Origin of the sequence: Hyphomonas sp. (genome assembly GCF_017792385.1) — a bacterium.
Classification (GTDB): Bacteria; Pseudomonadota; Alphaproteobacteria; order Caulobacterales; family Hyphomonadaceae; genus Hyphomonas.
Genome location: NZ_CP051230.1, coordinates 2,052,166 through 2,077,462, shown reverse-complemented (window position 1 = coordinate 2,077,462; position 25,297 = coordinate 2,052,166). Strand labels below are relative to the sequence as shown.

At 62.8% G+C, this 25,297-nt stretch carries 25 protein-coding genes; 16 read left to right on the top strand and 9 right to left on the bottom strand.

The genetic code is table 11. From position 1 onward, the window contains the following. Positions 1-116: 116 nt before the first annotated feature. Entirely contained in the window at positions 117-1,637 is a 1,521-nt protein-coding gene (locus HF955_RS10375; RefSeq protein WP_291075069.1) for an acetyl-CoA acetyltransferase, read from the top strand. A gap of 45 nt (positions 1,638-1,682) precedes the next feature. Continuing rightward, entirely contained in the window at positions 1,683-2,687 is a 1,005-nt protein-coding gene (locus HF955_RS10370) for an NAD(P)H-dependent glycerol-3-phosphate dehydrogenase (RefSeq protein WP_291075068.1), read from the top strand. Between the two features lie 23 nt (positions 2,688-2,710). On the opposite strand, the gene HF955_RS10365 is transcribed toward HF955_RS10370, so the two are convergent. From HF955_RS10365 to HF955_RS10355, 3 genes are all read right to left on the bottom strand, one after another. Then, the gene (locus HF955_RS10365) at positions 2,711-3,622 is read right to left on the bottom strand and encodes an MBL fold metallo-hydrolase (protein WP_291075067.1); all 912 of its coding nucleotides are present in this window, start codon (positions 3,620-3,622) and stop codon (positions 2,711-2,713) included. 43 nt (positions 3,623-3,665) lie between these two features. Continuing rightward, complete coding sequence (locus HF955_RS10360; protein WP_291075066.1) at positions 3,666-4,604, bottom strand: hypothetical protein; 939 nt, start codon at positions 4,602-4,604, stop codon at positions 3,666-3,668. A 138-nt stretch (positions 4,605-4,742) separates the two neighbouring features. Continuing rightward, positions 4,743-5,153: a TIGR01244 family sulfur transferase gene (locus tag HF955_RS10355; protein ID WP_027837924.1), complete on the bottom strand. Its 411-nt coding sequence runs from the start codon at positions 5,151-5,153 to the stop codon at positions 4,743-4,745. Positions 5,154-5,291: 138 nt separating this feature from the next. Here HF955_RS10355 and HF955_RS10350 point away from each other — a divergent pair, with 138 nt between their 5' ends. The 4 genes from HF955_RS10350 to HF955_RS10335 all read left to right on the top strand — a co-directional run bounded on the left by HF955_RS10350 (position 5,292) and on the right by HF955_RS10335 (position 10,024). After that, on the top strand, positions 5,292-6,263 hold the full coding sequence (locus HF955_RS10350; RefSeq protein ID WP_291075065.1) for an ABC transporter permease: 972 nt from the start codon (positions 5,292-5,294) through the stop codon (positions 6,261-6,263). Next, the gene (locus HF955_RS10345) at positions 6,263-7,174 is read left to right on the top strand and encodes an ABC transporter permease (RefSeq protein ID WP_291075064.1); all 912 of its coding nucleotides are present in this window, start codon (positions 6,263-6,265) and stop codon (positions 7,172-7,174) included. The genes HF955_RS10350 and HF955_RS10345 overlap by 1 nt, the downstream gene beginning before the upstream one ends. 92 nt (positions 7,175-7,266) lie before the next feature. Next, on the top strand, positions 7,267-8,706 hold the full coding sequence (locus HF955_RS10340) for a mannose-1-phosphate guanylyltransferase/mannose-6-phosphate isomerase (RefSeq protein ID WP_291075063.1): 1,440 nt from the start codon (positions 7,267-7,269) through the stop codon (positions 8,704-8,706). A 97-nt stretch (positions 8,707-8,803) separates the two neighbouring features. Then, the gene (locus HF955_RS10335; RefSeq protein ID WP_291075062.1) at positions 8,804-10,024 is read left to right on the top strand and encodes a potassium/proton antiporter; all 1,221 of its coding nucleotides are present in this window, start codon (positions 8,804-8,806) and stop codon (positions 10,022-10,024) included. Here HF955_RS10335 and HF955_RS10330 read toward each other — a convergent pair. Then, the gene (locus HF955_RS10330) at positions 10,021-10,935 is read right to left on the bottom strand and encodes a DUF1499 domain-containing protein (RefSeq protein ID WP_291075061.1); all 915 of its coding nucleotides are present in this window, start codon (positions 10,933-10,935) and stop codon (positions 10,021-10,023) included. The genes HF955_RS10335 and HF955_RS10330 overlap by 4 nt on opposite strands. A gap of 111 nt (positions 10,936-11,046) precedes the next feature. On the opposite strand from HF955_RS10330, the gene HF955_RS10325 reads away from it, so the two are divergent. Further along, positions 11,047-11,571 carry a DUF305 domain-containing protein gene (locus HF955_RS10325; RefSeq protein ID WP_291075060.1) on the top strand — a complete coding sequence of 175 codons (525 nt, stop codon included), beginning with the start codon at positions 11,047-11,049 and terminating at the stop codon, positions 11,569-11,571. On the opposite strand, the gene HF955_RS10320 is transcribed toward HF955_RS10325, so the two are convergent. Next, positions 11,568-13,193 (bottom strand): long-chain-fatty-acid--CoA ligase, encoded by a 1,626-nt coding sequence (locus HF955_RS10320; RefSeq protein WP_291075059.1) that lies wholly within the window; start codon positions 13,191-13,193, stop codon positions 11,568-11,570. The two genes, HF955_RS10325 and HF955_RS10320, sit on opposite strands and share 4 nt — an antisense overlap. A gap of 99 nt (positions 13,194-13,292) precedes the next feature. Between HF955_RS10320 and HF955_RS10315 the strand changes: the two genes are divergently transcribed. Both HF955_RS10315 and HF955_RS10310 read left to right on the top strand, forming a co-directional pair. Then, a complete protein-coding gene (locus HF955_RS10315) occupies positions 13,293-14,237 on the top strand; it encodes a glycerophosphodiester phosphodiesterase family protein (protein ID WP_291075058.1) in 945 nt (314 codons plus the stop codon). Positions 14,238-14,439: 202 nt separating this feature from the next. Then, positions 14,440-14,889, top strand: a complete 450-nt coding sequence (locus HF955_RS10310; RefSeq protein ID WP_291075057.1) for a glyoxalase superfamily protein — start codon at positions 14,440-14,442, stop codon at positions 14,887-14,889. Positions 14,890-14,893: 4 nt separating this feature from the next. Here HF955_RS10310 and pdxH read toward each other — a convergent pair whose 3' ends face one another. Continuing rightward, positions 14,894-15,565: a pyridoxamine 5'-phosphate oxidase gene (pdxH, locus tag HF955_RS10305; protein WP_291075056.1), complete on the bottom strand. Its 672-nt coding sequence runs from the start codon at positions 15,563-15,565 to the stop codon at positions 14,894-14,896. 181 nt (positions 15,566-15,746) lie between these two features. Between pdxH and HF955_RS10300 the strand changes: the two genes are divergently transcribed. The 3 genes from HF955_RS10300 (at position 15,747) to HF955_RS10290 (ending at position 19,004) form a co-directional block, all read left to right on the top strand. After that, positions 15,747-16,727, top strand: coding sequence for a malate dehydrogenase (locus tag HF955_RS10300; RefSeq protein ID WP_291075055.1), 981 nt, complete (start codon positions 15,747-15,749; stop codon positions 16,725-16,727). A 23-nt stretch (positions 16,728-16,750) separates the two neighbouring features. Then, the gene (gene aroC / locus HF955_RS10295) at positions 16,751-17,842 is read left to right on the top strand and encodes a chorismate synthase (RefSeq protein WP_291075054.1); all 1,092 of its coding nucleotides are present in this window, start codon (positions 16,751-16,753) and stop codon (positions 17,840-17,842) included. Between the two features lie 106 nt (positions 17,843-17,948). Further along, positions 17,949-19,004, top strand: coding sequence for a hypothetical protein (locus HF955_RS10290; protein ID WP_027837911.1), 1,056 nt, complete (start codon positions 17,949-17,951; stop codon positions 19,002-19,004). Positions 19,005-19,016: 12 nt separating this feature from the next. Here HF955_RS10290 and HF955_RS10285 read toward each other — a convergent pair whose 3' ends face one another. Further along, complete coding sequence (locus tag HF955_RS10285; protein WP_291075053.1) at positions 19,017-19,187, bottom strand: hypothetical protein; 171 nt, start codon at positions 19,185-19,187, stop codon at positions 19,017-19,019. 154 nt (positions 19,188-19,341) lie between these two features. Beyond that, positions 19,342-20,415: a class I SAM-dependent methyltransferase gene (locus tag HF955_RS10280; protein ID WP_291075052.1), complete on the bottom strand. Its 1,074-nt coding sequence runs from the start codon at positions 20,413-20,415 to the stop codon at positions 19,342-19,344. 116 nt (positions 20,416-20,531) lie between these two features. Between HF955_RS10280 and HF955_RS10275 the strand changes: the two genes are divergently transcribed. Next, positions 20,532-21,254, top strand: coding sequence for a hypothetical protein (locus HF955_RS10275; RefSeq protein ID WP_291075051.1), 723 nt, complete (start codon positions 20,532-20,534; stop codon positions 21,252-21,254). Here the strand turns inward: HF955_RS10275 and HF955_RS10270 are convergent. After that, complete coding sequence (locus tag HF955_RS10270; RefSeq protein WP_291075050.1) at positions 21,251-21,979, bottom strand: TlyA family RNA methyltransferase; 729 nt, start codon at positions 21,977-21,979, stop codon at positions 21,251-21,253. The genes HF955_RS10275 and HF955_RS10270 overlap by 4 nt on opposite strands. A gap of 70 nt (positions 21,980-22,049) precedes the next feature. On the opposite strand from HF955_RS10270, the gene HF955_RS10265 reads away from it, so the two are divergent. The 3 genes from HF955_RS10265 to HF955_RS10255 all read left to right on the top strand — a co-directional run bounded on the left by HF955_RS10265 (position 22,050) and on the right by HF955_RS10255 (position 25,292). Next, positions 22,050-22,640, top strand: coding sequence for a superoxide dismutase family protein (locus tag HF955_RS10265; RefSeq protein ID WP_291075049.1), 591 nt, complete (start codon positions 22,050-22,052; stop codon positions 22,638-22,640). Between the two features lie 125 nt (positions 22,641-22,765). Next, the gene (locus HF955_RS10260) at positions 22,766-24,277 is read left to right on the top strand and encodes an amidase family protein (protein WP_291075048.1); all 1,512 of its coding nucleotides are present in this window, start codon (positions 22,766-22,768) and stop codon (positions 24,275-24,277) included. 4 nt (positions 24,278-24,281) lie between these two features. Beyond that, on the top strand, positions 24,282-25,292 hold the full coding sequence (locus tag HF955_RS10255; protein ID WP_291075047.1) for a zinc transporter ZntB: 1,011 nt from the start codon (positions 24,282-24,284) through the stop codon (positions 25,290-25,292). Positions 25,293-25,297: the final 5 nt, after the last annotated feature.

The following is a 25,297-nucleotide window of genomic DNA, read 5'->3' as shown; positions in this document are numbered from 1 at the left end:
CTGGACCCGCCGTCCCTGTACCCTCAGGGGCGGTGACCCCTTCCCCGACGTCCCGGGTCGCCTTGCCAATCATTGCACGCTAGGGATCGTTCGAAAGAACGATGAGGGAGCGTGTCATGGCAAAAGGCGATCTGCCGGTTCTGGTTGGCGTAGGCCAAAGTCTCAGCCAGTGGGATGGAACAAGCGGACCGGACGGGGCGCCTTCGCCGCTGTCTCTCATGGTGGATGCCTCACGCGCGGCCATTTCGGATTCCGGCGCCGAAGGACTGAGCACCAGCATCGACACGATTGCCGTCGTCCGCATCTTCGAGGATTCCGTTGGCGGAGCCCCGCATCCGCACGGGCACAATACCAATTTGCCCGGCACGCTCGCCCGGGACATCGGCGCAGCGCCGGCGAAGCTGATCTATGAAACCGTGGGCGGACAAAGTCCGCAGGCTCTGGTCAACGAAATGGCTGCCCGCATCCATGCCGGCGAGGCCGACTGTGTGCTGATCTCGGGATCCGAAGCCAATCGCGCGTCCAAGGGGGCCCGCCGCCATGGCGTCGAGATCGACTGGGCCGACAGCGCCGAGGCCGATTATGAAGATCGCGGCATGGGGCCGATGATGCTGTCCCGCGAGGAGATCAAGCACGGCATCATTGCGCCTGCCTATTTCTACGCCCTGTTCGAAAACGCCATCGCTGCGCGCGAAGGCCGCTCCCGCAGCGACCATCGCAAGGCCATGGCTGAACTGTTCCAGCCCTTCACCGCCGTGGCGGCATCGAATCCCTACTCGCAATTCCCGCAGGAACATTCGATCGACTTCCTGTCGACGCCATCAAAGGCGAATTACGAATATGCCGATCCGTTCCTGAAATGGTTCATCGCACAGGACGCCGTGAACCAGGGGGCAGCCGCCATCCTGATGAGCAGTTCAAAGGCCGACGCGCTGGGCATTGCGGAAGACAAGCGCATCTACATCCATGGCGCCGGCGAAGCCGCTGACGACCTGATTTCCCTGCGCCCGCGCCTCGACGGGTCTTGGGCCATGAAAACCGCCATTGCGCGCGCGCTGGACCAGGCTGGCAAGTCTTCAGCAGACCTGCAGCATTTCGACCTCTACTCCTGCTTCCCGTGCGCGGTCTTCTCTTCGACGGCAGAGCTCGGGATCGACTGGAAAACAGACCCGCGTCCGCTGACCCTGACGGGCGGCCTGCCCTTCTTTGGCGGCCCTGGCAATAATTACTCCTTGCACGGCATTGCTGAAATGGTGAGCAAACTGCGTGCGAACCCGGCCGATTTCGGCCTCGTCCTGGCCAATGGCGGCTGGATGACGAAGGAAGCAGTCGGCGTGTACTCCGCGCAGAAGCCCGCCGACTTCGTCCCGGCAGAGCCCTATGCCACGCCAACCAAACAGGTCACCCTTTGCAAGGAGGATTGCGACGGCACGCTTGAGACCTTCACGGTAACGCATGGCAAGGCAGGCCCCGAAAAAGGCATCGCCTTTATCCGTCTGGCCGATGGTCGCCGGGCACTGGCCGTTGCCAGCCCGGAAGCGATGACCGTGCTTCGCGAGGATGCCAGCCCTGTGGGCCGCAAGGTATCCGTCACCGTGAATGCGGAAAAGGAACGGGGCACGTTCAATTTCATCTGACGGCACTGCTTGCCCCGCCTGACGGTTTCGACCAATCTCCGGCGCATGACGAAACACTTCAAGACATTCGGCGTCATCGGCGGCGGCGCATGGGGCACGGCAATTGCCCAGATGCTGACCCGCGCCGATCAGGACGTGCTGATCTGGTGCCGCGAAACCGAGGTCGCCGAAGCGATCAATTCGCGGCATGAAAATACGGTATTCCTGCCGGACGTGCCGCTGAACCCGGCCCTCAAGGCCACATCCGACCTCGCCGACCTGCATCTGATGGATGCCTTGTTTGCCGTGGCCCCGGCCCAGCATACACGTGCCACACTGCGGGCGTTGAAGACGCATATCCGCCCCGGCACGCCGGTCGTGCTGTGCTCGAAGGGGATCGAGCTGGCGACCGGCGAATTCATGACCCAGGTCCTTGCCGATGAATTGCCGGAGGCCATCCCGGCTGTCATGTCCGGTCCCAGCTTCGCCATCGATGTTGCCAAGGGCCTGCCGACGGCCGTCACGTTTGCCATCGCGGATGAAACGCTCGGCACCGAACTGATCACGGCCGTCGCAACCCCGAATTTCCGGCCCTATCTCGCCCACGACCTGCTGGGCGCAGAGATTGGCGGCGCGGTGAAGAACGTACTCGCCATCGCGTGTGGCATCGCACTTGGCAAGGGGCTTGGCCGGTCGGCCCATGCGGCCCTGATTGCGCGGGGCAGCGCCGAGATGACACGACTGGCCCTGGCCCTCGGCGCCGAACGGGAAACGCTGGCCGGCCTGTCCGGTCTGGGCGATCTTGTGCTCACCTGCTCGTCGGAAACCAGCCGCAACATGAGTTGCGGCCTCGCGCTGGGCCGGGGGGAGTCCCTGGAAGCCATTCTGGGTGCACGCAATGCCGTCACCGAAGGCGTGGCCACCGCGCCGGTCTTGCGCAAGCTGGCTGCCCGGCATGGCGTGGATATGCCGATCTGTGATGCTGTCGCGGATGTGATCGAAGGGGCGATCAGTGTGGATGAGGCGATCCAGCGCCTCCTGATGCGCCCCAACAAGGTCGAGACGGTCTAGGCCGTTTACCCTGACTGAGCCTGTCAGGCGGCGGATTTCACCAGTTCGAAGTGCGATCGCACCGTCGGGCTTTCGTCCGGCGTTGCCACGATGCCGGTCTTTACCAGTTCGATCATGTGTCCCAGCACGGACATGGCCGCAGCCGGATGGAGACGCGGCTCGACATCCGCATACATGATCTTCACCATTTCCGGGATCGAGGACTGGCCGCTGCGCAGCTGCTCAAGGATGGCCGCTTCGCGCGCACGGCGGTGTTTGGCGTATTCGGTGATGAAGTGCTCGACGAATTCCTGGCCCTTCACCGGGCTGCCATGGGTTGGCCAGAGTGTGTCGAACTTCATGGCCTTGATCTTGTCGAGGCTGCGCATGTAGTCGCCCATGTCACCATCCGGCGGCGCCACCACCGTGGTCGACCACCCCATGATGTGATCGCCGGACAGGCAGGCATTCTCTTCCCGCAGGCCGAAGCACAGATGGTTGCAGGTATGACCCGGCGTCTCGATGACATCCAGCGTCCAGCCCGGCCCCGAAATCACGTCGCCGTCGCCGACCTTCACATCCGGCATGAAACCGAGATCATCCGCGCTGCCAAGTTCGCCCTTGGCAGTCGGCACGCCGCAATTCTTCGCATAGGTCTTGCAGCCCGCCCATTCCGCCAGCGGGGTTGCCAGGGGCGAGTGATCGGAATGTCCATGGCTGACCAGAACATGCGTGACCGTCTCCCCGTCCAGGGCGCGCTTCAGGGCATCAAAATGCACCTTATCTTCCGGACCGGGATCGATGACGGCAACGTCGCCATGGCCGATGATGTAGACGCCGGTCCCGACATAGGTGAACGGACCGGGATTGTTCGCGATCACCCGGCGGATCAGCGGAGATACCTGCTCCACAACGCCATACTCAAACTCGATTTCGCGAACGTAGGGAATTGCCATTTATTCTAGTCTCTTGCAGCGATACTGACCTGCCGGGGCGAGATCACCGCTTCTTCGATGCAAACGCCACGGCGAAGGCCTGAGCCATGCGGCGGGTGGCGCGAAGCTTGGCGGCCAGTTTCAGGGCCACAGGCGGGCCCATATCCGTCTTGTTCGCATCGACGATGAAGATTCGTCCGGTTTCCCGGTCACGTAGGACGTCGACACCGCCCCAGTCCAGCCCGATCGATGCAGCAAAGCGCTCAATCACGGCAATTTCATCGCTCGTGTAGCAATTGCGAGGCTCGTCGAGCAAAACCTGGACATTCTCGTTGAGGAAGCGGCGCTCCAGCGGGCGGCGCTTGCGAAACACCACCACAGGGGACCCCGCCACGATGCAGCAGCGCAGATCCTCGACCAGCCCGCCTTCGATTTCATTGTCCACGAGGCGCTGATAGGTCTTGCCCGGCAGCGGCGTGTCCAGCGGACCTTCCAGGATGCGGCCATCATGGGCAGCGTTCAGCTCGGACTTTTCCACCATGCGGCCCTGATGCGTCGTCGGATCGACAGACAGGGAATACCCGGCCGCCTGCTCGAAGGCCGCGGCCACGGTGGATTTGGAAATGTCATCGCAGGCGAAGTTCACCAGCTTCGCGCCATCTTTCACAACCGGCACGGAATTGTCGGTCTCGGTGGAATCGTCGAACTGCATGACAATGTCGGCGGTCGCCACATCATCGATCAGCTTGGCCCCGGAGACGTGCATCACCGGCCAGATGAAATACCATGGGCGCGGCTTGTCCGGATAGAAGGCGATGGTGGGGCGCTTGTGGCCGGTCAGGCGGCGCCAGGTGCGCCAGGTCTGGGCGAAGAAGTAGAAACAGAACCAGGTAAAGATGTCATGCGCGAGCGAGAAGGTCAGCGGGACGCGGTGCCCGGTCTTCTTCACCAGCATGGCGCCATCATCATATTTGAAGTCGGTGATCCACAGACGATCGCTCATCCAATCCACTCCTGTCGCGCCTTCGGCCCCTCGGCCAGCGCCTCCCGGGTCCCGCCTTCGCACGGCCCGTGATCACTGACAACACACATAATGCGGCGCTAGTGTGACCACTTGCTCACAAAAAGGCAATCCCGGACATCAAAGCAGGGACTGCAGGCTGGACAGATCATAGCCTGCATCTGCGGCAGCATCGACGATTTCCTGCCCTGTCCCCTGCCCGGCATGGGTGAGGGCCCAGGCCGTGATGCACCGCGTGCCGGTGCGGCAATACGCCAGCACGGGCTGCGGCGCTTCGTTCAGGATATTGCTCATCCTTTCAACCACTTCCGGGGTTGGCGCGCCGGAGAATGGCAGGGCGACAAAGGTCAGTCCCAGTGATTCGGCCTTGGCGCGGATCGCGCCCATGCGCGGCTGGTCCACGCCGCCTTCGCCATCCGGACGATTGGCAACAATGGTTTTGAACCCGGAGGCCGCGATCTCGGCAACATCCTCCTCATTGATCTGCGGGGCGACAGCAAAAGCTTCCGTAACGCGGCGAATGTCGGCCATAATTTCGTGTCCCTGCCTGTGTCTTCGGTCTTGATCGGCTGTCGCTACAAGCTAAGGATTGCAATCCGCAATGCCAAGCGCGTGCATGGCTCTCGCGACCAGATTCCTCTTACCCGCAACGGAATAGCAAAAAAGAACGTGTCCTCTTTTCAACGAGCCATTCGCCGGATTCCGTGGGCCTATACGTTCAGGCGCCTGCTGATTGCAATCCCCACCATGCTGGCCATCATCACGATGGCCTTCCTCATGATGCGCGCGGCGCCAGGCGGCCCGTTCGACGGTGAGCGGAAGCTCCCCCCTGCAACCGAAGCCGCGATCGCCGCCAAGTTCGGCTTGGACAAGCCGCTGCACGAGCAATACTTCAATTATGTCGGCGGCGTGCTGGTTGGGGATTTCGGCCCGTCCTACAAGACGCTCGGCAAGAGCGTGAATGATCTCATCGCCGATGGCCTGCCGATTTCGCTGACCATCGGCTTCCTCGCCATGGGGCTCGGCATTCTGATCGGCACGCTGCTCGGAGTGTTTGCCGGGCTCAGGCAGAATACGAGCGCAGATTATGGCGTCATGGGCATCGCCATGGCGGGCATATCCATCCCGACCTTTGTCACCGGCCCCATCCTGATCCTGATCTTCGCGCTCGGCGCCGGTATCTTCGCGGTCGGTGGCCTCGGCACCTATCCCAATATCGGCATGAGCTGGCACAACATGACCCTGCCGGTCATCACGCTCGCCCTGCCGCAGATCGCCATCATCTCGCGCCTGATGCGCGCCTCGATCATCGAGACGATGCGGTCCAACCATATCCGCACGGCCCGATCAAAAGGCCTGACCGAACGCCAGGTCATCACACGGCACGCGCTGCCGGCGGCCATGTTGCCCCTGATATCCTATGCCGGCCCCGCCATGGCCCGCGTCATGACAGGCTCGGTCGTGATCGAGAAGATATTCGGCCTGCCGGGTCTCGGCACCTATTTCGTCGATGGCGCGCTCAACCGGGACTACACGCTCGTGATGGGCGCAATCATTGTCTATGCGGGCCTGATCGTCCTGCTGAACCTTCTGGCAGACATTCTCTACGCCCTGCTCGATCCGAAAGTGAAGTACGACTGATGACGGATCTCGACCCTCTTCTCGACCCCACCGGCCGCACCCAGCCGGTCCAGCAAGCCATTGTCGGCGGACGTTCGCTGTGGGACGACGCCCGCGCGCGCCTGTTCCGCAACCGGGCCGCCGTGATCTCCATGTGGATACTCGGCGCCCTGGTCCTGATCGCCATCTTCGGCCCGATGCTCTGGGTCCACAAATACAGCACCATTTCGGATCTGCGCACCATTGCGCCGACGCTGGACGGCATGCACCCGCTGGGCACCGACCTGCAGGGCCGGGACCTGCTGGCCCGCCTGATGATCGGCTTGCGCATCTCACTTCTCGTGGGTGTGGTTGCCACGGCCGTCAGTCTCGTGATCGGCGTCAGCTGGGGGGCCACGGCCGGCTATCTTGGCGGGCGTGTCGACAATTTCATGATGCGCATCGTCGACGTCCTCTACGCCCTGCCCTTCATCTTCTTCGTGATCCTGCTGCTCACCGTGTTCGAGCGGAACATTGTCCTCATCTTCGCAGCCATCGGTGCCATCGAATGGCTCACCATGGCGCGCATCGTGCGCGGCCAGACCCTGGCCATCAAGGGCAAGGAATTCATCGAGGCGGCGCGCGCGTCCGGGGTCAGCCGCCGCGACATTATCCTGCGCCACATCCTGCCGAACGTGATTGGCCCTGTGGCGGTTTATGTCACGCTGACGATTCCGGTCGTCATCCTTGCGGAAAGCTTCCTGTCCTTTCTGGGTCTGGGGGTGAATGAGCCGCTGACCTCCCTGGGCGTGCTGATCTCCGATGGCGCCGACCGGATGGAGGAAAAACCCTGGATGCTGCTGGCGCCGGCCCTGACCATGGCCGTCACCCTGCTCTGCCTGAATTTCATCGGGGACGGCCTGCGCGACGCGCTGGACCCGAAAGAACGCTAGCCCGTCTCGGGACGGCAATTTTTCAGCGTCCGGGCTGGCCATTCCGGGCCTGTTGGGCCAAGAGAGTCGCAGGCGACTAGTGAGGTTCTTTCATGGCAACTCCGGCAAGCAGCATTGTCCCGATTCTGATGTGTGGCGGGTCAGGCACCCGGCTCTGGCCCCTCTCCCGCAAGAGTTACCCCAAGCAGTTCGCCCCCCTGATCGGCTCAACCTCGCTTTTCCAGGCATCCGCCCAAAGGTTGACCGGCGAAGCTTTCGCCTCACCGCTGATTCTCACCAATTCGGATTTCCGCTTCATTGTGAAGGAACAACTGGCCGACATCGGGATCGAGGATGCCACGATCATGATCGAGCCGGAGGCCCGCAACACTGCACCGGCCATTCTCGCCGCGGCGCTGCACCTTCAGAAAACCCAGCCGGACGCCCTCATGCTGGTGGCGCCGTCTGACCAGGTCATTCCCGACACGGCCGCCTTTCATGCCTCCATCGAGGCGGCGGTCGGCGCCGCGCGGAAGGGCCAGCTCGTCACGTTCGGCATCCAGCCCACCTATCCGGAAACGGGCTATGGCTATCTCGAGCTCAGCGAACCTGTGGTGGACGGCAGCCTGTCGCCCATCCAGTTGAAGAAGTTTGTCGAAAAACCGTCGGCCAAGAACGCGCAGAAGATGCTGAAGAGCGGCAATTTCCTCTGGAATGCCGGCATCTTCCTGTTCAGCGTCAAGAGTATTGTCGACGCATTCCGCAAGCATGAACCCGACATGGTCAAACTGGTCGACGAATCGGTGCACGGCGCGCAGGCCGATCTTGGCTTCGCGCGGCTGGAGCCGGAAAGCTGGAATGGCATCGAATCCATTTCGATCGACTATGCCGTCATGGAACGGACCGACAATCTCAGCGTCGTGCCCTTTGCGGGCGGATGGTCGGACCTCGGCGGCTGGGACGCTGTGCGCCGCGAGACCGGGCCTGACAAGAACGGCGTCTCGACCAGCGGCCATGTAACGGCGATGGAATGCAAGGACTCGCTGCTGCGGTCGGAGGACGAAAGCCTCGAACTGGTCGGTATCGGGCTCGACAACATCATTGCCGTGGCCATGCCGGATGCGGTGCTCGTCGCCGATGGCTCCCGCGCGCAGGACGTCAAGCTCGCCGTCAGCGAACTGAAGGCCAAGAAGGCCAAGCAGGCCGAACAATTCCCGCGGGACTATCGCCCCTGGGGCTGGTTCGAGTCGATTGCCGTGGGGGACCGCTTCCAGGTCAAGCGCATTCAGGTGAAGCCCGGCCAGTCGCTGTCGCTGCAGTCGCACCATCACCGCGCCGAACACTGGATCGTCGTCTCCGGCACCGCCCAGGTGACCATTGACGAGAAGGTGCAGCTCGTCACCGAAAACCAGTCCGTATACATCCCGGTCGGTTCGGTTCACCGTCTCGAAAACCCCGGCAAGCTGCCGGTCGTCCTGATCGAGGTCCAGACGGGAAGCTATCTCGGCGAAGACGATATTATCCGCTACGAAGACAAATACGCCCGCAACTGATCGGTTTTCTCACTCCTGAGGACGCGCGCCGCCTTGAAGTGACGCACAGGCAGACTTTATCTGTAGGACGTTCAACAAGTTCTGTCAGGGAGTCCCGGTGTATCTATTTGTCTTCCTGTGCAGCCTGATCATCTTTGTCAGTTTTGCCTTCATGCCGGTGGCGCGCAGGGCCGGGGCCCCCTTCCTGCTGATCGCGCTGATCATCGGCATGCTGCTCGGAGAAGACGGCCCTGGCCGGATCGAGTTCAGCAATTTCAATTTCGCCTTTGACCTTGGCAGCGTGGCGCTGGCCGTGATCCTGTTTGCCGGCGGCCTTGAGACAGACCGGCGTGTCTTCCGGTCCGCCGGGGCTCCGGCGACGTCCCTGGCAACACTGGGCGTGCTGGTCACGGCCGGTGTGACAGGCCTGGCCGCCGCCCTGCTGCTTCAGGTCCCGTGGCAGGTCGCCCTGCTGCTCGGCGCGGCAGTGGCGTCGACAGATGCCGCGGCAACCTTCCTGCTGATCCAGCAAAGCGGTATCGGGCTGCGCCCGCGCCTGAAAGACACGCTGCTGCTGGAATCCGGCCTCAATGATCCGATGGCGATCTTTCTGACGGTTACGATGACCACTCTGGTCGCGACGCTGCAGACGGCCGGGTCCTTCGACTTCGCCGCCATGGGCCTTTTGCTGGTGATGCAGGCCGGGATCGGCATTCTGGGCGGCATCTTCGGCGGCCGCCTGCTGGCGCGTCTGCTGGACACCTTGTCCCTGCCCGTCGGGACCTATCCGGTGATGACGCTGGCAGGCGCCCTTGTCATCTTTGCCGGCGTGTCCCTGCTTGGCGGGAGCGGCTTTCTGGCTGCCTACCTCGCCGGCATCAGCCTGAAGGCAAAACTCAATCGCCCGATAGACCGCATTGTCGACTTCAACGAAGCCTTCCAGTGGCTGTGCCAGCTCGTCCTGTTCCTGACGCTGGGCCTGCTGGTGACTCCGAGCGCCCTGTTGCAGGACATCTGGCCCACCATCGCCATCGCGGCCGTCCTGATGCTGGTCGCCCGTCCGCTGGCCGTGTTCATCTCGGTCGGATGGATGGGCTTCACCCTGCGCGAGAATGTGTTCCTCAGCTGGGTGGGCCTGCGCGGCGCCGTGCCGATCCTGCTGGCGATCTACCCGGTCATTTCGCCCGGGCCGATCACGGTTGGCTTCTTCAATGTGGTCTTCGTGATCGTGGCCATCTCCCTCACCACGCAGGGCTGGACCATCGGCCCGGTGGCGCGCCTGCTCGGCCTTGGCCCCCAACCGCCGAAAAAGGAAGACTCGTCCGGGCCGGCCGCCTAGTGCAACGCCGTCTCGATCTCATCGAGCAGGTTGCGTACCCGTTTGGCGTTCGCGCCGAGATCCGACAGGCCGACACGGCTGGTTGACCGCACATCAATGCGCGACCCGCCCTCTTCCGTTGGCAGGATACGGATCATGATGTCGTCCTTGAAGTCGAACCAGAAACTCGTCTCGGTCGCCTCGATGCGTCCCTCACCGGGATTGGCAGTTACCACGTCCCAGCCGCGTTCGTCCACAATGGCGAGAATGGCCTCGAAAGCCGCATCCGGCGCGGCACCTGTCATATAGGAATCCAGCTTCGGATACGGCGCATCGACAGGGTCTTCCTGAACCGCCGGGTCGAATTCGGCTTCTTCCTGCAATTCCGATACGAGCCGCCCGGGCGTACCCGGCCAGCGCGCTTCGGCATAGTCCGGCACGGTCGGCGCCGCCAAGACCGGGTTCCCTGCATCGGTGGCCGCGCGGGCCGCTAGCAGGGCTTCGCTGGGCAGGATCGGATTCGACCAATCGGTCTGGACGTCATGAATGGGGGGCAGGCGCGAAGCCTGGCCGCTGAAGGCGGCGATCCGGCCGAAGCTCAGTCCCGCAATCAGCAGGGCCGCAAAGGCCAGGATGAAGGCACGCTTGCGCGGAGCCATGATCAGGGACAGAACCAGCGCAATCACGGACACGCCCGACGCGAGGAAGATCAGCTTCAGGCCCCAGTCGATGGTCATCTTGCCCAGCCCGAACTGCCAGCCCCAGAGGCCCAGCTTGGTGCCCAGCGCAGCTGCAATGAACCAGAATACCGTAAAAATCGACAGGGCCAGGGACGCCTTGGCCACCATACCTCGCCAGCCGGCATCCTGTGTCTGTTCCGTCGTGTCCATGTCTCGTCCGCCCTCTCCGGAATTGCGTGTTCCAACTGACATAGATCAGCGCCCTCGCCCGAACCAGTCACCGGCCTCAGAAAAATCCGGAACAGGGCCGCGGCCTTCGCGTTCGCAAAGACATCGCGCAACACGCCTCTGGAAGGAAAGACCATGGACCATTCCGGCAGCTACCGCCGGTTTGGGCTGATGATCGCCACCTCCGCCATCATCATGTTCGGCCTTATGTATCTCAACACATATGCCTTGCCCCATGTGCACTGGAGCGAGACACGCTTTTTCATGACGCTGATCATGGCGGCGGCCATGGCCGTCGTGATGCTGTCCTTCATGCTGAACATGTACAAGGACACCCGCCTCAACCTCGCCATCTATGCCGGCAGCGCGTTGCTGTTCCTGCTCGCCCTATTCCTTGTCCGCTCACAGGCGACGGTCGGGGACAAGGCTTACATGAAAGCCATGATCCCGCACCACTCGATTGCCATCATGACCAGCGAACGCGCCGGCATCGAGGATGTCCGCGTCCGGAAACTGGCGAATGAAATTCTTCAGGCCCAGAAAGTCGAGATCGCCGAAATGGAATGGCTGATTGATGATATCTCGCGAAATGGAAAGGCGACGACTCCCAAGCAAGCCGCCGCCCGCCCGGTTCCGGATTTCAGCGCTGATGCGGACTAGGCCGTCGGCAGCTTGTAGTCCTTGAACTGGTTGCGCAGGGCCAGCTTGTTGATCTTGCCGGTCGCGCCAAGCGGGATCTCGTCCACGAACACCACATCATCCGGTGTCCACCATTTCGCGATCTTGCCCTCGAGTTGGGCCAGAACGTCTTCCTTGGTCGGAGTTTCCCCCGGAGCCGGCTGGACGACCAGAAGCGGACGCTCATCCCATTTCGGGTGATAGATGCCAATCGCCGCAGCATTGGCAACCTGCGGGTGGCCGACTGCAATGTTCTCGATATCGATCGAGGAGATCCATTCGCCGCCGGACTTGATGACATCCTTGGCGCGGTCGGTGATGGTCATCGTGCCGAATTCGTCGATATTGGCGACATCGCCCGTGTCGAAATATCCGTTATCGTCCAGCACATTGCCGCCGACACCCTTGAAATAGCCCGCCGCGATAGCCGCCCCGCGCACCATCAGGCGGCCGGACGTTTCGCCATCATTCGGCAGGTCCTTGCCTTCATCATCCACGATCTTCAGCTCAACACCGAAGGGCGGACGGCCCTGCTTCAGCTTCTGGCCCATGCGCGTGTCGATATCGGCATCGACCAGGTGCGGCGGCAGCGTGCCCAGCGTACCCAGCGGCGAGGTCTCGGTCATGCCCCAGGCGTGGACCACATCGACTTCATAATCTTCCTCGAAGGCCCGAAGGATGCGCTCCGGAACGGCTGACCCGCCGATCACCACTTTCTGGAGGTGCGGCAGCTTGAGGTCGTTTTCCTGAAGATGGTTGAGCAGCATGAGCCACACAGTCGGCACGGCCGCCGTGATGGTCACCTTTTCCGTGTCCAGCAATTCATAGATCGAGGCGCCATCCATCTGCGCACCCGGCATCACCATGTTGGAGCCAACCGCCGGACAGGAGAGTGCCAGTCCCCAGGCATTGGCGTGGAACATCGGCACAACCGGCAGGACCACATCATTGGCGCCCATGCCGATGGCATCGCGCTGCATCGTGATCAGCGTGTGAAGCACATTGGAGCGGTGCGAATACAGCACGCCCTTCGGGTCGCCCGTTGTGCCGGATGTGTAGCAAAGGCCGCAGGCAGTATCTTCCGGGAAGTCGCCCCAGCGCACATCTGTGGACCGGCCATCGATCCAGATGTCGAACGGCACCGCGCCCAGATTGTTCTCCGGCATCGTGTCCGCATCCGCATAGATCACGAAGGTCTCGACCGTCTGGAGGTGGTCCTTGATCGCCTCGACAATCGGCAGGAAGGTCTTGTCGAAGATCAGCACCTTGTCTTCGGCATGGTTCGCAATCCAGGCGATCTGCTCGGGGTGCAGGCGCGGATTGATCGTGTGCAGGACGGCGCCAATCCCCATCGCGCCATACCAGGATGCCATGTGGCGTTCCGAATTCCAGCCCAGCGTGGCCACGCGATCACCCAGCTTGATGCCGCCATCGATGAGCGCATTTGAAACCTGACGGGACTGGTTGAACAGGTCTGCATAGGTCGTGCGGACGATATTGCCTTCCACGCGGCGGGTGATGATCTCCCGGCCGGGATTGATGCGGTTGGCGTGTTCCAGAATCTTGTTAACCGTCAGCGGCCAGTCCTGCATGATCCCCAGCATGGTGAAGTCTCCCTGTATGTTTTCGTTTTCGGCAATACACGCCTGATTTAGAAAAGGTTTATGCGCGCATTTGCTGCGGCGCAAGAAGAGGACCCCCGAATGACCCGATCCGCGCTGCTTGTTACCGCTCTCATCGCCCTGACCGGCTGCACCCCCGCCGGGGATGCGACGCCGCCAGCTGAAGCCGTCTCTGCAGCCGAGACCGCACCGGCCCGCCTGCCCCTGCCCGACTATTTCGACTGCCTGCGCGAGCATGGCGGGATCGTGATCGCGGCGCATCGCGGCGGGCCTGCGCCCGGCTATCCGGAAAACGCCATAGAGACGATGCAGTACAATTTCGACCATGGCGTGCGGGTGTTCGAGATCGATGTTGCCGAAACACGCGACGGCGTGCTGACGCTGATGCATGATGATCGCCTGAACCGGACCACGACGGGCCGCGGCTACGTGTCAGACATTCGCTGGGAAGACCTTTCCGGCCTCTCCTTGGTCGACAATGACGGCCGCCGTACCGACTACTCGCCGCCCAAGCTGACCGATGCCTTGATCTGGGCGCGCAACACCGGCGCCATCCTTGAACTGGACCGCAAGAAGACGACCAGTTTCGCCAACATTGCCAAGGCCGTCTACGCTGCGGGCGCTGAAGAGAACATCATCATGATCTCCTACAATGATGATGAAGCGGCAGACATCGCTGCCATAGACCCCGATTTCATGCTGACCGCATCGGCCCGTGGCGGACGGGACATTGCCGCCCTGGAAGCCCGCGGCGTGGATGCCCGGCGCCTGATCGGCTGGACCGGCACGGCGCGGCCGGACGCCGCCGCCTGGGACCGGAATGCCCGCAATGATGTGGAATCCGCTTTCGGCACACTTGGCCGGTCCGGGGAGCGGCTTGACGACATCTACCTGGCAGACGGCGACGGATCCGAGTTTCAGGACCTGGCCGAAGATGGGCTGGTGATGCTTGCCACGGATCGCCCGCTGGAGTCCGCCGCTGCAATGCGCGCGGACGATGTTGGAATCGAGGCCTGCGGACGTTGACGACCTGCCTTTCCCGGCTTATGGGAGCGGCAGGTTTGAGCCACCTGCCGCTTGCCGGGATGTCCCGAGGGTGAAGTGCTCACAGGCGCCCGGTTGGCGGCTGTTTTCAAAGGATGCTGACGCTTCTTTTCCAGCGGTCCAGCGGCAAGGCAAGCCCCGTGCACACTGACCGCGCCGGAATGAAGGGAAAGGATCCCCACCCATGACTCAAACCATCACCACGCGCGATGCCGCCAAGGCCCGTGCCCGCGAACTGCGCCTGGAGGCCGGCACAGCGGGACACACGATTTCCCACTCGAAGGCATTGGAACTGGTCGCTGCCGAACTCGGCTATCGCGACTGGAACACCGCCTCTGCCCGCCTGTCCAACACGCCGGAAGCCCCCTGCCAACTTGGAGACCAGGTGGCGGGACGCTATCTGAAACAGCCCTTCGAGGGCCGCGTCCTTGCGATCCGGGAACTTGCCGGCGGCATGGGCTATGAAGTGACCCTGCACTTTGACGTGCCGGTTGATGTCGTCGCGTTCGACAGCTTCTCTGCCCATCGCCAGCGTGTCTCGGCCATGGTTGGCGGCGACGGCAAATCCTGGGCGAAGACCAGCGATGGCCAGCCGCACCTGATCATCGAACAGGTGCTCAACGGCACCGTCTGACCGATCAGGGATACAGCCTTCCCGATGACCAGCCAGCGCCCGACCGGGTGAATTTGAGGCGGTCATGCATGCGGAAGGCCTGGTCCTGCCAGAACTCGATCTCGACTGGCACGACACGGAACCCGCCCCAGAATTCGGGGCGGGGAATGTCCGGTCCGTCGCCGAAGATTTCAGACAATTCGGCCACGCGCTGTTCGAATTCGGTCCGGTCCGTCAGCGGGCGGGACTGGTCGGACGCGATGGCACTGATCCGGCTCTGGGCGGCGCGGGTTGCAAAATACGCATCCGCCGCCGCTTCCGACACCGGCTCGACCGTGCCGCGCACGCGCACCTGGCGGCGCTGGCTTTTCCAGTGAAAGCCCAGGGCCGCTTTTGGAGTCCGCTCCAATTGCTGTCCCTTCGCGCTTTCCAGATTGGTGAAGAAGACGAACCCTTCCTCGGTGACCTCTTTCAGGAGCACGACCCGGACGTCCGGCATGCCATCCGCACCGATCGTGGCCAGCGACATGGCGTTGGAGTCATTGAGCTCCGTCTCCCGCGCTGCCGCCATCCACTCCTTGAACAGCGCAATCGGGTCCGTCACGTCCGGAATGAGCGGCTTGCCATTCGGGTCGGTCGCGTAATCCGTTGCGCTGGGCGATGGCGGGATGATGTCGGGTTTGTCGGTGGGGCTCATCACTCTGTCCGGTTCAGGCAGCTGCAGGTCTGGCCGTGATATAGGCCAATCCGGGCCGGAGTCCTACTGCGATACCTTGCCCGACCCGCCGCCATCCTGCGGCATAGGCGCATGCCCGCTTGCCCTTCGGTGACAAATTCGCCATTGATGCCGCGAAATCACCTGCAAGAAGGACACTCCCATGAAAAAGCCCGTGAAAGTCGCTGTCACCGGCGCTGCCGGCCAGATCGGTTACGCCCTCCTGTTCCGCATCGCCGCTGGCGACATGCTTGGCACGGACCAGCCGGTTGACCTTCACCTGCTGGAAATCACCCCGGCGCTCGGCGCGCTGAACGGGGTGGTCATGGAACTCAACGATTGTGCCTTCCCGCTGCTCAACAATATCGTCGCCACCGACGATCCGAATGTTGCCTTCAAGGATTGCGACTATGCCCTGCTCGTCGGCGCCATGCCGCGCAAAGCCGGCATGGAGCGCAAGGACCTCCTGTCCGCCAATGGCGGCATCTTCGGCCCGCAGGGCAAGGCCATCAACGACCACGCATCGCGGGATGTGAAAGTGCTCGTTGTCGGCAACCCCGCCAACACCAATGCCCTGATCGCCCAGCAGAATGCTCCCGATCTCGATCCGAAATGCTTCACGGCCATGGTGCGCCTCGACCACAATCGCGCGATGAGCCAGCTGGCCGAGAAGACTGGCTCGCACAATACAGACATCAAGAATGTCATCATCTGGGGCAACCACTCGGCCACCCAGTATCCGGACATTCACCACGCGACTGTGAAAGGCGATGCTGCCAAGCCGCAAGTCGATGATGCCTGGTACCAGGACACCTTCATTCCGGACGTTCAGCAGCGCGGCGCGGCCATCATCAAGGCACGCGGCGCCTCTTCCGCCGCTTCGGCTGCGTCTGCCGCCATCGACCATATGCGCAGCTGGGCCCTCGGTACGCCGGAAGGCGAATGGGTCTCAATGGGCATTCCATCCGATGGGTCCTATGGCATCGCACCGGGCGTAATCTACGGCTATCCGTGCACCTGCAAGGACGGCAAGTACGAGATTGTCCAGGGACTCGACATCAATGAGTTCTCGCGCGCCAAGATGGACGCCACCGACGCAGAGCTCCGCGAAGAACGCGCGGCCGTCGAGCACCTGTTCGGCTAGGGGCCAACCTTCAGGGGGCAGCCATGTCTCACAATACGTTCGGCCACCTCTTCCGCGTGACGACCTGGGGCGAAAGCCACGGGCCGGCCCTCGGATGCGTGGTCGATGGCTGCCCGCCCAACCTGCCGCTGGATGCGGCTTTCATCCAGCGCTTCCTGGATCAGCGGCGCCCCGGAACATCCCGGTTCGTCACACAGCGCCAGGAACCGGACCAGGTGAAGATCCTGTCCGGCGTATTCGAGGATGATCGCACCGGTGGCCCCGTCACGACGGGCACGCCGATCTCGCTGATGATCGAGAATACCGACCAGCGCTCGAAGGATTATCGCGAAATCCGGGACCGCTACCGGCCGGGTCATGCCGACTTCTCCTATGACGCCAAATATGGTGTGCGCGACTATCGCGGTGGCGGACGGTCCAGCGCACGGGAAACAGCCGCCCGCGTGGCAGCCGGCGCCGTGGCGCGCCGCGTGCTCGGCGATGGAATCACGCTGAGGGGCGCCGTTGTGCAGATCGGCCCGCACGCCATCGATCGGTCCCGCTGGAACTGGGACATCACCGAAGACAATCCCTTCTGGTGCCCGGACGCCGACATGGTGCCCGTCTGGGAGGCATTCCTGGATGAGACCCGCAAGGCCGGCAGTTCTGCTGGAGCCATTGTCGAGGTCGAAGCCACCGGTGTTCCGGCCGGCTGGGGCGCCCCGGTCTACGGAAAGCTGGATTCCGAACTCGCCGCCGCCCTGATGAGCATCAATGCCGCCAAGGGCGTCGAAATCGGCGAAGGCTTTGCCGCCGCCGCCCTGTCCGGCGAGCAGAATGCTGACGAAATGCGCAGCGGAAATGATGGCGTACGCTTCCTGGCCAACCACAATGGCGGCATTGCGGGCGGCATATCGACCGGCCAGCCCGTCGTCGCGCGAATCGCTATCAAGCCGACCTCGTCGATTCTGAATCCCGTCCGGTCGGTGACCCGTGACAGCGAAGAGGTAGACGTCCGCACCATCGGGCGGCATGATCCCTGTGTCGGCATTCGTGCCGTGCCGGTCGCCGAAGCCATGCTGGCCTGCGTATTGGCAGATGCGAAGTTGCGTCACAGGGGGCAAACGGGCAGATGACTGCGAAAGCGCGTGTCACAGTAAGTTCACAAACCTGCTATCGGCAATGCACAGTGAACCTGCTAACTCGCGTTCAGTCTTCTACAAGCAGTGATGGGTTGATGGCATGGGTGGCGTAGAGATTTTCGGCCTCATAGGCTTTGTGCTGGCTGCATACGCCGTCGTGGCAAACGACTCGATCCAGACCCTCGGCACATTCCTCTCCTCGAACGCAAGCCGTCCTTGGTGGGTCCTGTGGCTGTTCGCCAGCGCCATCCTGCTCGTCGTCATCTTCTACGGCTATTTCCACGGCCAGGGCGATGTCGCCTATGACCGTCTCGACAAGCTGTCCGTTTTGCCCGGAGAGGGCGACCGTACGCAACTTCTCATGCCGGGTATCCAGTGGTGGCATGCCCTGCCCCCGCTCGTCCTGCTGTTCCTGACCCGGTTCGGCATTCCGGTCTCGACCACCTTCCTTGTGTTGACGCTGTTCGCCCTGTCCGGCGGCTCGGCAAGTGAAGGCATTCTCGAAAAGATGATCATCAAGTCCGCCATGGGCTATGTCGTGGCCTTTGCATGCGGCGCGATCATCTGGATCATCATCTCCCGCACCTTCGAGCGCTGGGTGTTCCACACAAAGGACGAACTGCCCTGGCCTTACTGGGTCACGTTCCAGTGGCTCACCACGACGTTCCTGTGGTCACAATGGCTGATGCAGGATCTCGCCAACATCTTCGTCTACCTGCCGCGCACGGTAACGGTGACGGGCGACGAGACCCATGTCGCCTTCTCGCTGGGTTATGTGGTCTTCGGGGCCATCCTGCTGGTGGCGATCCAGGGCTACATCTTCGCGACGCGGGGCGGAGAAATTCAGAAGATCGTGCAAAGCAAGATCAACACGGTGGACGTGCGCGCAGCCACCATCGTCGACCTGATCTATGGCGTCATCCTGTTCATCTTCAAGGAAGTCAGCAATGTGCCGATGAGCACGACCTGGGTGTTCCTCGGCCTGCTGGCCGGGCGGGAACTGGCGATTTCCTATGTCGCCCAGTTGCGGGCAAAGAATGAGGCCGTGAAAGACGTCGTCGGCGATGCCGGACGTGCCTTCCTCGGCCTCATCATTTCCATCATTCTTGCTTATGCCATGCCCATTCTGGGAACTGGCAAGCTGCCAAGCTTCTGACCGGTCGCCGTATCAGGCAAACAGGTTGAAGAGCGGATCGACCGCAATCGCAAGACTGACCCCGACGATACCCGCCAAGGTCAACATTGCCCCCCGCAGGACACGCAGGTGCGACTCGCTGAGAGCGTGGTCCCTGTGCGCCAGCCAGGAAACATGGTTATCATTATGATCTAGGACGGCCATTGGTGCCTCCTTTCCTTCCTGGTTCATAGTTCGTGTCACATGACCGTAACGTAACTGTCATATTACTGTCATGTTCCATTCGCGCAAATCAATATTTCTTCATCCGGGAGCAAGCTACGCTCACTCCCGAAGAAAACAGTTCACTTACAAGGCGCTAGGATTCGCGGCGAAAACTGCTGATTTTCGTCAGAAATGCCAATGATTGCCGTTCAGGCAGCAATTCGGCAGATTCGCACGCTTTTCGGACATCCCAGGAGAGGTACCCCTTATAGTAGGGCTCATGGAAGCCGTGCGGGAAGTATTCCAGCAATCCGTCCATCTCCGGATAGTCGCCGAACTGGGCACTGTCGGCGATGATCAGCAATCCGCCCGGCTTCAGCACGCGCCGCATCTCCGCCAGCACGAGCGGGCGCACGCGCGGCGGCAATTCATGGAACAGGAAGATCGACACGATCAGGTCCTGGCTGTCATCTTCGAGCGGCATGGTTTCCGCCGCCTCATGCAGGATCTCGACCTGTTTCCATGGCGCGAGCCGCGTGCGCGCCGCGTCTGTATAGGTCGGCGACAAATCCAGACCGGTCGCCTTCAGCTTCGGATAAACCTGCATCACCTGCGACAGGAACCGGCCATTGCCGCATGCCACATCCAGCAGGCTGATCCTGCGCTGGTCGCGGCCCTTCATCTCCCGGGAGATCTCGGCCAGGACCGCCCGCCGCATCGCATCGGCCGTGCCTGTGAACAGGGCTTCCACCTGTGTGTCGTACAGGTCTGCACTGTCCTCGGTGAACCAGCCGCCCGACTGATAGTGAAAATTCTGCAGATAATAAGCCGGATACCGGTTCTGGCCGTCCGGCACTTGCTGGCGCACTTCGGTCCCGTTTCGCTCCAGACGGCGGCGATCCACCTCTGCCACATCGTCTAGGAAAGCCCGCGCCGACCGCAACGCCCTTGGCAGGTCTTTCAGGCGCACATCCTTTGGTGCGGGATACAGACCCGCCTCGACATTCAGCCGATCCTGTATGAACAGATCCAGATACGCCCGGCGCAGGACAGTCAGGTCTGGCTTCCCCCGGGTCGGCCGGAACGCGGGCTCCCCGGGGCGGTCAAACCCGGTGGCGCTGCGTCGGGCCGCGCCCATTTGGGTGCCATACCAGGCTGACCGAAGCCCCTGCGCGGCGGCATAGCGCGCGCGGCCCACAGTACGGGTGGCTAGATCAAACACGCTCATGTCCCGAATATGTGGCGCACATCCTGCTTCGTCCAGCTTTCACCTCGTGTTCAGGTTCACAATGAGACTGTCGGGGATTGTTGAGGGTGAGCGTGTCTGCACCAAGGAGTCATTCGATGAAAAGCAGGTCCCTGATCATCGGCGCGTTTGCCGCCGCCAGTCTTGCAATCCCGGCCACCGCGTCGGCCCAGAGCGGCTACACCTACAATGCCCCGGTCCAGAATGTTCAGTGCGAACGCCAGCGCAAGGATGACAAGCTTGCGGGCGTGCTTGTCGGCGCCGTGGCGGGTGGCCTGATCGGCGGCGCCATCGGCAACAATGTCGATGATGGCGACGCGCACTGGCACAGGGGCCATCGTGGCCATCGCGGATACCGGGGGTATCGCGGGCATCGCCGGCATGGCGGCTATTATCATGGCAATGGCAATTCCGACGAAGTCGCAGCCGGGGCAATCCTTGGCGCAATCGTCGGCGGCCTGGCCGGCGGCGCCATTGCCGAGGACACGGCCCGCCCCTGCCATGTTGCAACCCCATACGGCACGTCGATGGGCACAGCCTATCCGCAAGGTGGCATTCCACGGACAACCGATGGATTGTATGGCGGCCCGGAAGTCATGACCTATCCGAACACGGCCCCGCCCAGCCGCACCTATCCGGTCTCGACCGTGCCGGGACCGACCCTGCCGCCCCAGGCCGGTACGGATATCGAATGCCGCACGATCGAGCGCGAGACACGCCTGCCGGATGGGCAGGTCATTCGGGACCCGATCACCGCCTGCCGCGATCCGTATGACGGCACATGGGAAATCCACGATTCCTTCGACGAGACCGGCTACTAGGCCCGTACCGCATGGAACAGGCGCTCGGCGTTGCCGTCGCCGCCCGTGATCGGGCTTTCGGTCCAGGCCCGAATGGGCCAGCCCTGCCCCGCCATCCAGCTTGCAATCGCTTCGGCCGCCCGGTCTGAGGCCTCCCGGTCGGTGACGAGGCCGCCCTTGCCCACATGCTCGCGGCCGACCTGAAATTGCGGCTTGAACAGGCCGACAAATTCCGCAGCCCGGTCCGCCAGCGACAAGGGTACCGCCAGCAATTTCTCCAATGCAATAAAACTGGCATCGCAGACCAGCAGCGTCGGCGCCTCACCCACAAGACGTGCTGTCAGGGTTCTGGCATCCTGCGCCTCCAGGCTGGTCACGCGGGGATCGCCGGCCAGCGAATGATGGAACTGGCCTCGTCCCACATCCACTGCCACGACATGCCGCGCCCCTGCCCGCAAGAGGACATCGGTAAAGCCGCCGGTGGACGCGCCGATATCGAGGCAGCAACGCCCCGCCGGATCCACACCGAACACGGCAAGTCCATGGGCCAGTTTCAGACCGCCACGCGACACATAGGGATGCGCTGGTGTTGCGGTGATATCGTCATCGCTCGACAGCGTTTGGGACGGCTTTGCGACACGGACGCCTGCCGCTGTCACCCGGCCGGCCTCGATGGCGGCCCGGGCAGCAGCCCGGCTTTCGAACAGGCCAAGGCTTACGAGTAATTTATCCGCACGATCCTTCACGCGATGGAGCCTTCCTGCCACATAGACGTATCACCCTATATCAGACCCAATCTGACAGGAGACCCCGAACATGACCCGAACTGCCATCGCCTGCCTCGCCGTCGCCCTTGCTGCGTGCGGACAACAGGGCGCGACACCCCAGGAAATGCCCGAGGACTCAAACGGCCTGCCCACGGCGCAGGACATGCCGGGCCCCGATGAAGGTGTGTTCCCGTCGATGATGACTGCGTCCGCCACGCTGGTCGGCAGCGAAGGCACGGAGATCGGCACGGCCCGGTTCCTGGATGGTCCGAACGGCGAACTGATCCGCATCGAGCTCGATCCCGGCAGCCTGAGCCCGGGCTGGCACGGCCTGCACCTGCATGCGGTGGGTACCTGCGAGGATGTCGGCAAGTTCACCGCTTCCGGCGGCCATCATGGCAAGGTCGAAGGCGCGCATGGCCTGCTGAACCCGAAAGGGCCCGAAGCGGGCGACCTGCCGAATATATGGGTCGCGGGAGACGGCTCTGCCGGGTACGAGGCGTTCACACGCCTGACCGCACTCGATTCGCTGCTCGACGAAGACGGGTCGGCCATCATCATTCACGAAGCCGAAGACGACCACCTGACCCAGCCCATTGGCGGCGCTGGTGCGCGGGTGGCCTGCGGCGTGATTCAATAGGCACCACCCCGCCCCGATTTCCTGAAGACCGCGTTGAAAAGCGCGGTCTTTTCCTGTTTTGACGCTTGCAGTTTGCGCGTTCGCGTTTCACGCTCCGCTCCAGGGAATTGGGAGGAGTGAAAGACATGACCAGATTTTCTCGGCGCGAAGCCTTGTTCGGAGGCGCAGCCGTGGCAGCGCTTGCAGCCTGCGGCCAGAAGGCTGCCGATACGCTGACACCCGCCACAAGTCCGGTCGCCGCCAAGGCAGTGCCGCCGGCAGGGTGGGAAAGCGGCCTGACCATTGCGGGCCGCATCAAGACGGGCGAAACAACCTCGTTGGCAGAGGTCGACAAGGCCATCGCGCGGGCAAAGGCCGTGAATGGCCAGATCAATGCCATCGCGACCGATTCCTTCACGCAGGCACGCCTCGATGCGGAATCCCCGCTGGACGGGCCCTTCAGCGGCGTACCCACCTTCATCAAGGATCTCGTCGGCTGGAAAGGCACCCAATCCCTGTGGGGCAGCCGGGCGTTCGTGGGCAATATCTCCGAGACAGACTCGCCCTTCGCGGCCTCATGGCGCGAAGCGGGTGTGGTCTCCCTCGGCAAGTCTACGACCCCGGAAGTGGGTCTGATCTCGTCGACCGAACCCCTTGTCACAGGCGCCACGCGCAACCCCTGGGACCTTTCCCGCATCCCGGGCGGGTCTTCCGGCGGCGCCGCTGCCCTGGTCGCGGCCCGCGTTGTGCCCTTCGCCCATGCCAGTGACGGGGGTGGCTCCATCCGCATCCCGGCATCCACTTGCGGCGTGTTCGGCCTGAAGCCGTCCCGGGGGCGTCTGGACAAGCGCACCCCCGCAGACGCGCCGCCGGTCGATATCGCCGTCAATCATGCCGTCACGATCACGGTGCGCGATTCCATCGAACTACTCCGGGTCGCCGAAGTGAATGATGGCACCTATACGCCACTGGCCGAGATTGCTCCGCTGGACCGCCCGTTGCGGATCGGTTTTGCGCCGGACACGATCAGCGGCACCCGTGTTTCGCCAGAAACCACCGCCGCGCTGGAAGACGTGGCGCAGCTGTGCCGTGAGCTCGGCCATGACGTCGTGGACTTCACGGTGCCAATCAATGGAGAAGAATTCACCGACCGGTTCCTGCTCTACTGGGCCGCGGGGGCAGCCTCCTTCACTCAGGCCGCCAGCGCCTATTCCGGAAAACCCGTCGGGCCCGACATCGTCGAGCCGTGGACGCTCGGCCTTGCCACCATGTTCCAGGCCCGACAGGCCGAGATGCCGGAAACGGTCGAATACCTCCTCGCCTTCGAGGCCGCCTACAATGAATGGTTCAGCAACATCGACGTTTTGCTCACACCGGTCACCGGCAGCCCGGCCGTTCCGATTGGCGAACAGGCGCCCGATGGCGATTTCGACAAGGTGATGGAAAATGTCCTGAACTTCGCCGCCTTCACCGCGCCGATGAATGTTGCTGGCGCTGCATCCATGAGTGTCCCGCTGTCCTGGTCGTCCGGCGGCTTGCCTATCGGCTCCATGTTCTCGGCGAAGCGCGGAGAAGACGCGTTACTGTTCGAACTTGCCCTGCAGCTTGAAATGGCCCGCCCCTGGATTTCCCGCACCCCACCGGTCTCGGCGCTCTGATCAGATGGCAGCGCCTGCCCCCCCGGCTCCAGACACCGGCAATGCCCCGCTCGTCTTCGGTTACGGATTCGGCGTCGATGGCACCGCCACGGCGCTGACCTGGGCAGACGTCATCAATGGCCGGCTGACAGAGTTCAGCCGCTACTGGCTGCACCTCAATCGCCGGTCGCCCGATGTACGCGACTGGCTGGCGGGCCGCAGCGGGCTGGACGCGCTGGCAACCGAAGCGCTGCTGCAGGAAGACACGCGGCCCCGCGCCGTGCGGCACGGGGCGGGGTTCCTCGTCAACTTTCGGGGCATGAACCTGAATGAGGGCGAAGCGCTGGAAGACATGCTCGCCTTGCGCATGTGGGCCAGTGACACGGCACTGATCACGCTCCGGGCCAAACCCATCCGGGGTGCCCGGGATGTGGAAACCCAGATCAGGGACGGCAAGGCCCCCCACTCCACCGGCGGGCTGATTGCGGCACTGGCTGATGCCCTGACCGACCGCATGGAGCCGGAAGTCTCGCGCTTCGATGAACAGGCCGACCAGTTCGAGGAAGACCTGCTCGATCCGGCCATCAAGCTGCCACGCTCCACGCTGTCGGAATTCCGGCGTCGCGTGCTGCAGGTCCGGCGCTATATCCTGCCGCAACGCGAAGCCCTCGCCCAGCTGGTGCGGGAGGGCGCACAGTCCGGCCTGTTCACGGATCATGACCTGCTCTACCTGCGGGAATCCGCAGACCGTGTGACGCGCCTGGCCGAAGAACTCGATACCATTCGGGACCGGTCCTCGGTGTTGCAGGAACAGGTGATCGAGGAACGCGCCGAAGTGATGAACCAGCGCCTGTTCGTGCTGTCCATCCTGTCAGCGGTGTTCCTGCCCATCAGCTTCGTAACCGGCCTGTTCGGCGTGAATGTCGGCGGCATGCCGGGCGTGGAGAGCTCCACCGCCTTTGCCCTGCTCGTCCTCGGACTGCTCGGCACCACGCTGCTCCTCGTGATCATCCTGCGCTGGCGGCGCTGGATCTGATCACG